Annotated in this window: 16 protein-coding genes; 12 read left to right on the forward strand and 4 right to left on the reverse strand. The window is 70.6% G+C overall.

Annotation, left to right across the window (positions count from 1 at the left end):
* Positions 1-22 precede the first annotated feature (22 nt).
* Positions 23-1,399 (forward strand): NAD(P)-binding protein, encoded by a 1,377-nt coding sequence (locus VGJ24_RS02505; protein ID WP_331498910.1) that lies wholly within the window; start codon positions 23-25, stop codon positions 1,397-1,399.
* A 10-nt stretch (positions 1,400-1,409) separates the two neighbouring features.
* On the opposite strand, the gene VGJ24_RS02510 is transcribed toward VGJ24_RS02505, so the two are convergent.
* Genes VGJ24_RS02510 through VGJ24_RS02520 form a run of 3 tightly spaced genes read right to left on the reverse strand, consistent with a single transcriptional unit; the run spans position 1,410 to position 2,876 of the window.
* Positions 1,410-2,015, reverse strand: a complete 606-nt coding sequence (locus VGJ24_RS02510) for a helix-turn-helix domain-containing protein (RefSeq protein WP_331498911.1) — start codon at positions 2,013-2,015, stop codon at positions 1,410-1,412.
* Positions 2,012-2,443, reverse strand: a complete 432-nt coding sequence (locus VGJ24_RS02515; RefSeq protein WP_331498912.1) for an SRPBCC family protein — start codon at positions 2,441-2,443, stop codon at positions 2,012-2,014. The genes VGJ24_RS02510 and VGJ24_RS02515 overlap by 4 nt, the downstream gene beginning before the upstream one ends.
* A gap of 34 nt (positions 2,444-2,477) precedes the next feature.
* Positions 2,478-2,876, reverse strand: a complete 399-nt coding sequence (locus tag VGJ24_RS02520; protein WP_331498913.1) for a GFA family protein — start codon at positions 2,874-2,876, stop codon at positions 2,478-2,480.
* 209 nt (positions 2,877-3,085) lie between these two features.
* Here VGJ24_RS02520 and VGJ24_RS02525 point away from each other — a divergent pair, with 209 nt between their 5' ends.
* From VGJ24_RS02525 to VGJ24_RS02560, 8 genes are all read left to right on the forward strand, one after another.
* On the forward strand, positions 3,086-5,005 hold the full coding sequence (locus VGJ24_RS02525; RefSeq protein ID WP_331498914.1) for a glycosyltransferase family 61 protein: 1,920 nt from the start codon (positions 3,086-3,088) through the stop codon (positions 5,003-5,005).
* Positions 5,006-5,128: 123 nt separating this feature from the next.
* A complete protein-coding gene (locus VGJ24_RS02530; RefSeq protein WP_331498915.1) occupies positions 5,129-6,382 on the forward strand; it encodes a CpaF family protein in 1,254 nt (417 codons plus the stop codon).
* Positions 6,382-7,236 carry a type II secretion system F family protein gene (locus tag VGJ24_RS02535; RefSeq protein WP_331498916.1) on the forward strand — a complete coding sequence of 285 codons (855 nt, stop codon included), beginning with the start codon at positions 6,382-6,384 and terminating at the stop codon, positions 7,234-7,236. Before VGJ24_RS02530 ends, VGJ24_RS02535 begins: the two co-directional genes overlap by 1 nt.
* Positions 7,233-8,174, forward strand: a complete 942-nt coding sequence (locus VGJ24_RS02540) for a type II secretion system F family protein (RefSeq protein ID WP_331498917.1) — start codon at positions 7,233-7,235, stop codon at positions 8,172-8,174. The genes VGJ24_RS02535 and VGJ24_RS02540 overlap by 4 nt, the downstream gene beginning before the upstream one ends.
* A gap of 28 nt (positions 8,175-8,202) precedes the next feature.
* Positions 8,203-8,397: a hypothetical protein gene (locus VGJ24_RS02545; protein ID WP_331498918.1), complete on the forward strand. Its 195-nt coding sequence runs from the start codon at positions 8,203-8,205 to the stop codon at positions 8,395-8,397.
* Positions 8,398-8,400: 3 nt separating this feature from the next.
* Complete coding sequence (locus VGJ24_RS02550) at positions 8,401-8,784, forward strand: TadE/TadG family type IV pilus assembly protein (protein WP_331498919.1); 384 nt, start codon at positions 8,401-8,403, stop codon at positions 8,782-8,784.
* Positions 8,781-9,227, forward strand: a complete 447-nt coding sequence (locus tag VGJ24_RS02555) for a hypothetical protein (RefSeq protein ID WP_331498920.1) — start codon at positions 8,781-8,783, stop codon at positions 9,225-9,227. Before VGJ24_RS02550 ends, VGJ24_RS02555 begins: the two co-directional genes overlap by 4 nt.
* Positions 9,220-9,663, forward strand: coding sequence for a pilus assembly protein TadG-related protein (locus VGJ24_RS02560; RefSeq protein ID WP_331498921.1), 444 nt, complete (start codon positions 9,220-9,222; stop codon positions 9,661-9,663). The genes VGJ24_RS02555 and VGJ24_RS02560 overlap by 8 nt, the downstream gene beginning before the upstream one ends.
* A 15-nt stretch (positions 9,664-9,678) precedes the next feature.
* Here VGJ24_RS02560 and VGJ24_RS02565 read toward each other — a convergent pair whose 3' ends face one another.
* Positions 9,679-9,870: a hypothetical protein gene (locus tag VGJ24_RS02565; RefSeq protein ID WP_331498922.1), complete on the reverse strand. Its 192-nt coding sequence runs from the start codon at positions 9,868-9,870 to the stop codon at positions 9,679-9,681.
* A gap of 234 nt (positions 9,871-10,104) precedes the next feature.
* On the opposite strand from VGJ24_RS02565, the gene VGJ24_RS02570 reads away from it, so the two are divergent.
* The 3 genes from VGJ24_RS02570 to VGJ24_RS02580 form a co-directional block, all read left to right on the forward strand.
* Complete coding sequence (locus tag VGJ24_RS02570) at positions 10,105-10,872, forward strand: NPCBM/NEW2 domain-containing protein (protein ID WP_331498923.1); 768 nt, start codon at positions 10,105-10,107, stop codon at positions 10,870-10,872.
* A 32-nt stretch (positions 10,873-10,904) separates the two neighbouring features.
* Positions 10,905-11,708, forward strand: coding sequence for a hypothetical protein (locus VGJ24_RS02575; protein WP_331498924.1), 804 nt, complete (start codon positions 10,905-10,907; stop codon positions 11,706-11,708).
* A 78-nt stretch (positions 11,709-11,786) separates the two neighbouring features.
* Positions 11,787-12,583: PCRF domain-containing protein (locus VGJ24_RS02580; protein ID WP_331498925.1), on the forward strand; the 797-nt coding region annotated here is incomplete at its 3' end.

The following is a 12,583-nucleotide window of genomic DNA, read 5'->3' on the forward strand; positions in this document are numbered from 1 at the left end:
GTGGCGTGGTTGTGTGTGACCCGTGGCGCGCACCGTCGAGGCGGACTATCTCGTGGTGGGCGCTGGCGCCATGGGCATGGCGTTCACCGATGCGCTGATCGACCGCGCCGACGTCCGCGTGGCCCTGGTCGACCGCCGGCACGGTGTCGGTGGGCACTGGCTCGCGGCGTACCCGTTCGTCCGCCTGCACCAGGCCTCGGCGTTCTACGGAGTCCCGTCGACGCTGCTGGGAGGCGGCCGCCTGCAGCAGCACGGGCCGGAGACGGGCCTCCAGGAGCGCGCGACCGCGCCCGAGATCTGTGCCTACTACGACAAGGTCCTGGCCGGGATGCTGGAGTCGGGCAAGGTCGAGTTCTTCCCGAACTGCGAGTACGTCGACCGCACGATCGTCTCGCGCATCTCCGGCCAGCGGTACGACGTGCCGCAGGCCTGCCGGATCGTCGACGCCCGCTACCTCGCCCCCGACATCCCCGAGGAGACTCCGCCACCGTTCGATGTCGCCGACGGCGTCCGGGTGGTCCCGGTCAACGACCTCGCCCGCCTGACCGAGGCGCCGAGTCAGTTCGTCGTCGTGGGGTCGGGCAAGACCGCGACCGACGCGTGCATCTGGCTGTTGCGGCGGGGCGTGGACCCGGATGCCATCTGCTGGGTGCGGCCCCGCGACCCGTGGATGCTGAACCGAGCGCTGGTGCAACCGGATCCGGCGGTGTACCTGGGCATGGTCGCCGACACCATGGCGGCCGGAGAGGCTGCGGCGTCGTTGGACGACCTGTTCCTGCGGATGGAGAGCGCGGACATCATGCTGCGCATCGACCGCTCGGTCACGCCCACGATGGCGAAGACCCCCACCCTGGCCGTCTGGGAGCTGGAGCAGCTCCGCAGCATCGAGCACGTCGTACGTCTCGGGCACATCCGGTCGGTGCGGCCGAGACTGATCGCGTTCGACCACGGCTCGGTGGACATCGCGCGCGACGCGCTCCTCGTGCACTGCGCCGCCTCCGGCCTGAAGTACCCACCGAGCGTGCCCATCTGGGGACCCTCCGCGATCACGCTGCAGCCGGTCCGGGCCGGCTTCCCGTGCTTCGGCGCGGCCATCGCCGGCTACGTGGAGGCCACGCGCCAGGACGACGTGGAGAAGAACCGCCTCTGCCCGCCCTCGCCGTTCCCCGACAGCCTGGCCGGGTGGGCGACCATGAACGTCCTGGGCATGCGGGCGGCGATGTCGTTCGGAGCCGAGCCCGACATCAAGGCCTGGGCCGACACGGTCGCCCTCAACCCGGCACGGATCCCGCCCGAGCACGGCGGGTCAGCAGCGCTGGACGACGCGCTCGAGAGGCTGCAGGCGCACGCGGGCCCGGGCCTTGCTCGTCTTGCCGAGCTGAGCGCGGATGAGCGGTGACGCCTCCTCATCACCTGACCGGAGCCGGCCCCAGCAGGCGCTCGACCGCGTCCACGGCGTACCGCTGCATGGCCCGGTCGACCGCACGCCGCTCGCCGGTGAGGAGCAGGTCGTGGAGGAGTCCGCGCGCGACCGCGAGGTCGAGCCGCGCCTGCTGCCGGGCGGCGAGCCTGGGTACGCCGCGCGCCCTCCACATCGCCTCGAGCGCGTCCAGCCAGGTCGTGACCAGGCGCTCGCGCAGCTCGGCGGCGTGGGGGAGCCCGAGCATCGCGTGGCTGGACAGCTCGAAGAACAGTGGCCCGTAGACCAGGGCGTCGTCGGTGACGAGGTGCCAGTAGCGCAGGCCGGCCTCGAGCGGGTCGGAGTCGGCCTTCGCCTCCTCGACCATCCGGGCGAGCGTGTCGCGCGCGCCCTGCTCGACGGTGTCGACGACGGCCGCGAGCAGGCCGTCGCGCGAGCCGAAGTGGTAGATCAGCATCCGGTGGCTGGTGCCGATCGCCTCGGCGAGCGCCCGCAGGCTGGTGTCGCCGACCCCGTTCTCGGCGAAGTGTCCGATCGCCCGGCCCAGCAGCGCGTCGCGCCCGGTCGCGCCGGCTGGTCTCGGACCCTCCGTCACGCGGTGCTCGGCTCCGCGGCGACCTCGGCCAGCCGGGCGCACTCGAGGTCGACGTAGGAGCGCGACTTCCGGCCCATCAGCGCGTTCACGACCCCGGAGGCCCAGCCGGTCATCTCCAGCTGAAGGGTCAGCCGGCTGCCGCCCCCGGCCTCCGCGCTGACGACGTGCCGCCCGGTGATGCGTACGCCGGGCTGCCGACTCTGCCAGGCGAACACCTGGCCGTCCTCGAGCTCGGTCACGGTCCAGTCGCCGGCGGCCAGACCCTTCTGCTTGACGTGGGCGGAGTCCCCGAGCGCGAGATCGCCGTGCTGGGCACGCCGTACCTCCTCGTAGACCTCGATCCACTCCGGCCACCTCTCCACGTCGGAGACCACGGCCCACAACCGCGACGGCTCGGCGGCCGTCGTCGTACTCGTCTCATACCTCATGTACCAAATGGTACAACGGTGGTGCGAGCCCGCGTCACTCCGTCTCGTACTCGGGCAGGTCCGGTCGCACGTGGTAGTCACTGGCCTCACTAACCCACCAGGCCTCAGTGGTGGCGAGATGGGTCGGCGGGTCGAGGGTGCCCGCGCAGATCGACCACCGCTCGGGCTGGTCGCCGGCCCGCCAGAACAGGCTCGAGCCACACTCCCGGCAGAACCCGTACGACGCGTGCTCGACCGGGCGGTACCACACGAGCAGTCCTTGGCCCTCGAGCTCGATGTCGTCCACCGCGGCCGAGGTCGCCGCCATGTGGTGTCCGGTCCAGCGGCGACACCGGTGGCAGTGGCAGTTGACGACGCCGCGGAGTGGCCCGGCGACCGTGAACGAGACACCCCCGCACAGGCATCGGCCGGTCGGCACGTCGTTCTCACTCATCGCCGCTCCCTCTCGCGGAAGGACCGCGAGTCCAAGGACGCCCCGCCGGCCACGGGGGAGACCGACGGGGCGAGCCAGATCGACGCTAGGGCGTCGGGATCCTGGTCGGCCATACCCCATCCGGAGGAGTTCTCGCCTGGGGTCGATCCCCCCGCGAGTCGCCGCGGTCCATGCGAGGCAGATAGCGCCCCACCGCATAGTCTTCGCGCGTGGACCATCTGCTCGGGAAGCGTGTGGACCGGTCATGGGCACGACTGCGCCGATCGGGGAGATCGGTCACGGCACGCGTCGCGCAGAAGCGTGCGGATCGGGCATCCCAGGCGGGTGCCATCACCGGGCGTCTGCGCGGAACGGCGGCCGAGATGATGGGCAGGGCCGGCGACCGCGCGGTCGTCGTCCTGGCTGACCCGGCCTGTCGGGACGCCGTCCGGAGCTGGCTCCAGCACTTCTCCCGCGACCACGTCACCATGCTCGTCGTCGACGGCCCGTCCCACCGCGGCCTCGACTCTGAGAAGGACTCTGAGCACGACTCTGAGCACGACTCTGGGCAGGACTCTGGGCAGGACCCTGGGCAGGACTCTGTGCAGGAGGTGAGGCGCCCGACCTCCGTCGAGGTGGCCGACCTCGACGACGTGGTCGCCCACCTGACCCGGCTCAACGCCCAGGACGTGGTCCTGGTCGTCCTCGGCCCGGCGGCGCTGTCCTCGTTGGCCGGGGACCACGCCGGTCTGTTCACGCGCCTCTTCCTGCACCTGCGACGTGGCGGCGCCTACGTCGTCGACCGGACCGTCGAGGGGGTCGGCGCTCCGGGCGGTCCGACCGGCGGTGCACCGGACCGCTTCCTCCAGGTGCTCGCTGCCGGCCGGGATCACGACCTCGACATCGGGCTCGGCCGTCGCGAGCTCGAGGTCGCGCACCACGTCGAGCGTGTGCTGGTGAACCAGAAGCTCGTCGTGGCCACCAAGCTCGGGCGCAACCCCCTGAAGCTCGGGGAGAACCACGTCGGAGCTCTCATCGCGGCGCGGGAGCCCCAGATCGAGGTGTCGGTCCTGGAGACGCGCCCCGCGGGCCGGCTGATCGCCACGATCAACGAGGCGTCGTACGGACCCAGCCGCGCCGACGCGTGGCCCGGGACCCTGGAGTACCCGGAGATGACCGTGCGGCACTACGAGGGGGACGTCGTCAGTCTCGGCTCGATGCGCCTCTACACCGGCAACACGATCCTGCCCGAGTCGTTCCGATGGCCTCGGGCGAGCTACCTCACCCATCCGAAGCTCCAGTCGGTGACGCCGTTGTTCGCGCGCCTCGATCGACCGACCCCCACCGACGTCCTCCACGGGGACTTCTACTTCCTCGACTGCGTGTTCCCGAGCCACTTCGGGCACCTCACCACCGAGGTGCTGTGCCGGCTGTGGGGCTGGGAGCGAGCGAAGCGCGAGATTCCGGGGCTCCGGGTGCTCTTCCACACCAATCCCGCCCATGGACGCGACGGATCGCTGGAGCGCCGCCTGTTCACCGCCTACGGGATCCCGGAGTCGGACCTGACCTGGTCGGACCGGCCCGTACAGCTGCGGAGCGTGGTGGCTGCCTCACCGATGTGGCACAACCGCGAGCCGTACTACGCGCACCCGGACCTCCGGGAGACCTGGGCCAGGATGACCGCCGGGTTGCTCGCCGGCGCCGAGCCCGCTCCCTACGAGCGGATCTTCGTCTCCCGGGGTGCCGCCCTGCGCCTGCGCCGAGGTTGCCGCAACCAGGGGGAGGTCGAGAGCTTCTTCGCCGCCCGTGGGTACCACGTCTTCTACCCGGAGGAGCTTCGGCTGGCCGAGCAGGTCGCGCTGTTCGCGGGCGCGCGGGTGGTGGCCGGGTTCGCCGGATCGGCGATGACCAACCTGATGCACTGCCGGCGGCTCGAGGCCGTCGTCGTGATCAGCCACAACGCGTACGTCGCCCGCAACGAGCATCTGTTCGCCTCGGTGCTCGGCTCCCAGCTGCACTACTTCTGGCAGAAGGCGGACATCGAGCCGCCGCCCAAGGTCAGGCGGACCAAGGCATCCGACCGCTCCTCCTTCGCCTTCGACCTCGCCGCCCAGGGGGAAGACCTGGGGCGGGTGCTCGCCGGGCTCTGATCTGAGGCGGCCCGTCGCATCTTTCGTCTCGGATCATCCACAGATTCGCGCTGGCCCCTTCCCGAGCAGACCGCCGCGGTCGTAGGTTTCTGACACGGATCTCTTACTCGGGAGGGATCGCCGTTGTCTGTCGTCGCCGCGGACGCGCACGCCGACCTGGTCGAGTCGCTCGACCAGCGGGTGCGCGAGGCCGTGCGCCGCGAGGGTGTCGACCCGCAGCGCGACGCGCTCGTCGTACGTCGTCTGGCCGAGGCCGTGGTGCTCGCCCACGACGAGCGCAGCCTGACCGGGGTCGTCGCTCCGGTCAGCGACGTGGACTCGATGGTCGGCGAGCTGGTGGCCCGGGTGTCCGGCTTCGGCCCGCTCCAGCAGTTCCTCGACGACCCGGCCGTCGAGGAGATCTGGATCAACGACCCCTCCCGCGTCTTCGTGGCGCGCCGCGGGCGGCACGAGCTGACCAATCTGATGCTCACCAGCGCCCAGGTGCAGGAGCTGGTCGAACGCATGCTCAAGGCGTCGGGTCGGCGCATCGACATCTCCCGACCGTTCGTCGACGCGATGCTCCCCGAGGGCCATCGCCTCCATGTCGTGCTCGAAGGGATCAGTCGCGGCTGGACCGCGGTGAACATCCGGAAGTTCATTCTCACCGCCGCTCGACTCCCCGAGCTGGTCGAGCTCGGGACCCTGACCGCACCCGCCGCGGCGTTCCTCGAGGCGTCGGTCAGGGCCGGCCTCAACATCCTCGTCGCCGGCGGCACGCAAGCCGGCAAGACCACGTTCCTCAACTGCCTCGCTGCGGCGATCCCCGGCGGCGACCGGGTGGTGAGTGCCGAGGAGGTGTTCGAGCTCCGTTTCCCGCACCCCGACTGGGTCGCGATGCAGACGCGGCAGAGTGGGCTGGAGGGCACCGGTGAGATCAGGCTGCGCGACCTGGTGAAGGAGACCCTCCGCATGCGCCCGAGCAGGATGCTCGTCGGTGAGGTCCGCGCCGAGGAGTGCCTCGACCTGTTGCTCGCCCTCAACGCCGGGGTCCCGGGAATGTGCACGCTTCACGCGAACTCCGCCCGCGAGGCTCTGGTCAAGATGTGCACGCTGCCGCTGCTGGCGGGGGAGAACATCTCGGCTCGTTTCGTGATCCCGACGGTGGCGGCCAGCGTCGATCTGGTGGTCCACCTCGGCATCGACCAGCACGGCGTACGCCGCGTCAACGAGATCATGGGGGTGCCCGGCCGGGTGGAGCATGACGTGATCGAGATCGAGCCGATCTTCGAGCGTCGCTCCGGGGACCTACGGCGCGCCGGCGGGATGCCGCCTCGTCCGGGCAACTTCGAGCGGATCGGCATCGACATCCACTCCGTCCTGCGGGGAGCCGACTGATGGGCGTCCTCGCGGGCCTCGGCCTGGGTGTCGGCCTGCTGCTGATCTGGTCCGCCTTCGCCCTGCCGCGTCCGACACCTCGAGTACGTCGCCACCGGTCGCGCGTCGCGGACCTGCTGGCCAGAGCCGGTCTCGGCCATATCTCGTCGTCGGCGTTCCTCACCCTCTGCGTCGTCACCGGCTGCTCGGCGGCGCTGTTGGTGCAGGTGCTGACGCGCACTCCGCCCGTGGCGCTGGTGTTCGGTGCGATGGGTGGGTACCTGCCGGTCCTCGTCGTGGCGAGCCGGGCGCGGCGTCGCCGACGCGACTTCGCGGAGGTCTGGCCGGAAGCCGTCGACAACCTCGCCAGTGCCGTCCGGGCGGGTCTTTCCCTGCCCGACGCCCTGGCCCAGCTCTCGGTGCGCGGACCTGGGCCGCTGCGCTCGTCGTTCGAGGCGTTCGCGCTGGACTACCAGGTGACCGGCCGCTTCGGGGAGTGCCTCGACCGGCTCAAGAACCGCCTGGCCGATCCCGTCGGCGACCGGGTGATCGAAGGTTTGCGCGTCGCTCGCGAGGTGGGGGGCGGCGAGCTCGGACGTCTGCTGCGCAACCTCTCCGGGTACCTCCGCGACGAGGCCCGCACCCGCTCCGAGCTCGAGGCACGCCAGGCCTGGACCGTCAACGGCGCCCGACTCGCGGTGGCGGCGCCCTGGTTGGTCCTGCTGATGATGAGCTTCCAGCCCAGCGTGATCCGGCGCTACGCCTCGCCCACGGGCACGATCGTGCTGCTGTTCGCTGCGGGCGCCTGCGTCGTCGCCTACCGGCTGATGATGCGCATCGGTCGACTGCCGCACGACCGCCGGATCCTGTCGTGAGTCCGCTCCTCGTCGGCGTCCTGCTCGGTGCCACGACCGGGTTCGGACTGGTGCTGGTCCTCGCGCGCCTGCATGCCCTCCACCGACCGACGCTCGCGCTTCGCGTGCTGCCCTACGTCCGCGACGTCCCCCGACTGGGTCGGCCCGCGCGCATGGACGAGCCGACGTCGTCTCCGGTGTCAGCTGCGGCGGGGGTGTTCGGTCCGGTGCTCCGAGCGGCGGCCGACGCCGTCGAGCGGATCCTCGGTGGCGCCGCCTCCGTACGACGTCGGCTGATGCGGGCCGGGCTGGACAAGACCGTGCACGACTTCCGGGTCGAGCAGGTGCTCTGGGGCGTCGGCGGGTTCGCGGTGGTCGCGGCGTACTGCCTGCTCACCACGCTCGGCGGCCACGGCGACACCGTCGGCTCGCTGCTCCTCTCCACGGCCGGCGTCGCGACCGGCGTACTCGCCCGCGACACCTACCTGAGCTCGCAGGTCACCGTCCGTGAGCGCAAGGTGCTCGCCGAGTTCCCGGTGCTGGCAGAGCTGCTCGCCCTCGCCGTCGCCGCGGGCGAGAGCCCGGTCGCGGCGCTCGACCGCGTCGTACGTCGTAGCGGCGGAGAGCTCTCGCGCGACCTCGCTTCGGTGCTGGCCGCCGTCCGTACCGGCGAGCCGGTGGCCCAGGCCTTCGACCGGATGGCCGCGACCACCGGAGTCCCGTCAGTGGCGCGCTTCGCCCAGGGTGTCGCCGTCGCGGTCGAACGCGGCACCCCACTGGCCGACGTCCTGCACGCCCAGGCAGCCGACGTCCGCGAGGCCGGTCGCCGAGAGCTGATCGAGGTCGCCGCCCGGAAGGAGATCTTCATGATGGTCCCGGTCGTGTTCCTCGTCCTCCCGGTCACCGTGCTGGTCGCCTTCTGGCCCGGCGTGATCGGCCTCCACCTGACGACCCCCTGACCACCGTCACCCGCAGAGAAGAGGAACGATGAACTCGCTCACCAGCCTCCTGGTCCGCTGTCTGCTCCACCTCACCGCGCCGCGGCCGCGCGACGAGCGAGGCGACGTTCCCGGCTGGGTGCTGGTCACCGTGATGACGGCCGGGCTGGTCGGTGCGTTGTACTCGCTGGCCAAGCCCCAGCTCACCGACATGCTCACGACCGCTCTCAACAGCGTGCACTGAGCCGTGTCTGCCCGGCGCGACCAGCGTGGTGCCGCGGTGGTCGACTTCGTGCTGGTGCTCGTCATCCTGGTGCCGGTGTTCCTCGGTGTGCTCCAGGTGGCGTTGGTGCTGTTCGTCCGGAACACCCTGGCCGCCGCCGCGTCTGAGGGAGCAAGGTACGCCGCGACCCTCGACCGTGACCCCGCCGACGGGGCGGCCCGCACCCGCAGCCAGATCGAGGGAGCCCTCGCCGGCCGCTATGCCCGCGACGTCACGGCTCGCGAGGTGACCATTGACGGCGCACCGGCCGTGGAGGTGACCGTCCACGTCGTCGTCCCGGCGCTCGGCATCGGCGGTCCTGCCGTCTCGCTCGATGTGTCGGGGCACGCGATCGAGGAGCAGCCATGAAGCGTGGTCGCGACCAGCGAGGCAGCGCGCTGGTCGAGCTCTCGTGGCTCGGGATCCTCCTGGTCGTGCCGGTGCTCTGGATCGTGATATCGGTCTTCCAGGTCCAGCGCGGCGCCTTCGGCGTCATGGCAGCCGCACGGGCCGCCGCACGCGCCTACGCCTTGGCACCCGACGATGCGTCCGGGCTCGTCCGGGCCCGGACCGCAGCTCGCGTCGCCCTCGACGACCAAGGGGTGCACGGCGTGACGCCCGACGTGCGGGTTACCTGTACGCCGTACCCCGGCGACTGCCACCAGGGCACCTCGGTGATCACCGTCTCGGTGCACTCACGGGTCGTGCTGCCGATGATGCCGAGCGCGCTGGGCGGCAACCGCCCGAGCTTCGCCCTCGACGCGACCCAGACGGTGCCGATCGGGCAGTTCCAGGAGGACACCGGTGGCTAGGCGGGGGAGCGAGCAGGGCACCGTGACGCTGCTGATCGTGGGGTTGGCCCTGGTGCTGCTGATGATGGCGGCGGTCGTCACCGACGCCTCCGCGGCGTACCTGCAACGCCAGGGCCTCGACACCCTCGCCGACGGCGCCGCGCTCACCGCGGCCGACGCCGGTGCGTCCGGGGACGAGGCGTACGGCGTCGGGCTCGACGCCGACCTGCACCTCGACGCCGATGTCGCACGGTCGGCAGCGCTCGGCTACCTCCATCGCGTCGGCGCCTTCACTCGCTACCCGGGCCTGACCGCGACGGTGTCGGTCGACTCGTCGGCTCAGCGCGTCATCGTCGAGGTGCACGCGCCCATCCACCTGCCGCTGCACGTGCCCGGCTCACCCGAACGCGCAGACATCGGCGCGACCAGCGCGGCGACGGTGGGTGTGGACGAGTAGCGGACGGGCTGGCCCTCAGACCTCGACGACGGTCTGGTCGACCGTGACCCCGTGGTCGTCGACGATCGTCGTCGTGGCGAGCATCTGACGGTCGTCCGACAGCACGAACTCGACGCTCACGACTGCTCCGAGACGAACCAGGTCCCAGATGCGCTCGTAGGTGTCATCACCGTGTACCTGGACGACCCTGCGGTGCTTGCCCGCCATCCGACCCTCCTCCGGGTGGTTGCCAACTGCAGCTCAACAGGGGGGAAGAAGACACAGACTAGAGGGTCGCGCACCACCTGTCGGGTAAAGGTTTGCGGTTCCGCGTGGGTGAGTCGCCGGGATACCCAGAAAACGGGAAGAACGGCGTCCCCGCGACCGAACGGATCGGCCGCCCTGTGCATCGGACACTGCGACGGACCTCCACCGAGCGGTCCCCGAACGAGGAGAAATCGTATGCGCAAGCTCGCCGCCGCAGGCGCGATGGCACTCGGACTCGCAATGCTGCCCTTGACGGCCGCGCACGCGGGTCCCAACTGGCTGGTCGGCATCAAGGCCAACAAGGTCCAGGTCGTGGCCGGCCACAAGATCGTGTTCCACGGAACCGTTCGACCCCACGCCGCGGCCGCGGGGGAGAAGGTCGTGCTGCAGGAGAAGTTCAGGCCGGGGAAGCCCTGGGCCGACCAGAAGAGGGTCACGGTGCAGAGGGACGGCAGCTATCGCGTCAGCGACACCCCGACCACCAACTTCACCCATGCCTACCGAGTCGTCGTTCCGGGGACCTCGAAGCACGCCAAGGGCATCAGCCCCACGGTCAAGGTCAAGGTCTACAAGTGGACCCGGCTGGCCGACCTCGACTCGGTCAACGACCAGGGCATGGTGTCCGGCAACGTCAACATCAACGGCAAGGCCTACCAGCACTCGGTCTTCGCGCGCTGGTCGTCCGACACGCACATCGAGTACAACGTCAACCACACCTGCACGAAGCTCCAGGCCTCCTTCGGCATCTCCGACGACTCCTCGACCGGCGGTCAGGCGGAGGTCGACGTTCTCGCCGACGGCACCCCGGTGTACACCCACACCTTCGACGTCGGCCAGCACCAGACCAAGACCATCGCGCTGAACGAGCCCCTCAAGCTGCGGCTCGAGGCGACCTCGACCAGCACCGGCGGCCCGTTCGGTCTCGGCGCATTCGGCAATGCGACCGCGCTGTGCACACGATGAGGCACGCGATGAGTCACGCGATGAGGCACGCCATGAGGAGGGTGACGGACCTGCGCACGATCATCCGTACGGTGGTCGTGGCGGCCGCCCTGGCCGGCGCCGCTCTCGCGCTCCCGAGCCCGGCCCAGGCGGCGAAGCCGAACTGGCGGGTCACCATCCACGCGAACCACACCACGGTGAAGGCCGGGAACAAGGTCTGGTTCCACGGCAAGGTCGCGAAGTCTGCCGCCGGCAAGCTGGTCACGCTCCAGGAGCGCCTGTCCGGCAGCACCTGGAAGACCCAGCGCAACGCATTGGTCCACCGCGACGGCACCTACACGACGTACGACGCGCCGAGGGTCAACCGCCGGCACGCCTACCGAGTGGTCATGCCCGCCAGCAAGAACCACCAGCGCGGGGTGAGCGCCAAGGCGGTCGTCGACGTCTACAAGTGGACGCCTTTGACGACGATCCCGTCGGTCAACGCCGAGTCCCTCTATGCGGTGACCTCCGTGGCGTTCAACGGCATGGCGTTCCCGTCGTCACTCGAGGCGTGGATGTACGACGGCTCCCCGACGACGCAGTCGATCGAGTTCAACCTCGACCACGCGTGCACCAGGTTCCGCGGCACGTTCGGCATCTCGGACGACTCGGAGAGCGGCAGCCAGGCCTCGGTGCGGGCGTCCGCCGACGGGACGTCGTGGTACGACCACACCTTCGCCGTCGGGCAGTCGCAGCCGAACTCGTTCACGTTCGCGACGCCGCCGCTGAAGGTGCGCTTCGACACGACCTCGCTGGTCGCCGGGTTCGACGGACTCGGGGCTGTCGGGACGCCGCAGGTGTACTGCGAGGAGTAGACACATGTCTGGCGCCGTCCTGGGGGCGGCGTCCGGCGATGCGATCCGGCCACGAGGGGTGCCGTAACCTTGCTCCTCGTGGCCGGTATCGATTTCGACGTGGAGATCAAGCAGCTCCGCGCGACGATGAAGACCGTCGGCCAGGTGCTCGACCTGGACCGCATGCGCGCCGAGATCGCCGACCTCGGCGAGCAGGTCGCCGCCCCCGACCTGTGGGACGACCAGGCCAACGCCACGCGGGTCACCGGTCGGCTCTCGGCCCTCCAGAGCCAGCTCGACCGCTTCACCGAGCTCGACGGCCGCATCGACGACGTCGAGATCATGGTCCAGCTCTCGCAGGAGGAGAACGACGCGAGCTCGCTGGCCGATGCCGAGGCCGAGCTGGGCAAGATCCACTCCTCCGTCGAGGCGCTCGAGGTGCGCACCCTCCTGTCCGGCGAGTACGACGAGCGCGAGGCGCTGCTCACGATCCGTTCCGGCGCCGGCGGCGTCGACGCGGCCGACTTCGCCGAGATGCTGATGCGCATGTACACGCGCTGGGCGGAGCGCAACAAGTACCCCGTCGAGGTCTACGACACCTCCTACGCCGAGGAGGCCGGCCTCAAGTCGGCCACCTTCGCCATCCACGCGCCGTACGCCTACGGGACGCTGAGCGTCGAGGCCGGCACCCACCGACTGGTGCGGATCAGTCCCTTCGACAACCAGGGCCGCCGGCAGACGTCGTTCGCGGCGGTCGAGGTGGTCCCGGTGCTGGAGCAGACCGACGAGATCGAGATCCCCGAGGAGGAGATCCGGGTCGACGTCTACCGCTCCAGCGGCCCCGGCGGCCAGAGCGTCAACACCACCGACTCCGCGGTCCGGCTCACCCACATCCC

Origin of the sequence: Nocardioides sp., assembly GCF_036493135.1 — a bacterium.
Lineage (GTDB): Bacteria > Actinomycetota > Actinomycetes > Propionibacteriales > Nocardioidaceae > Nocardioides.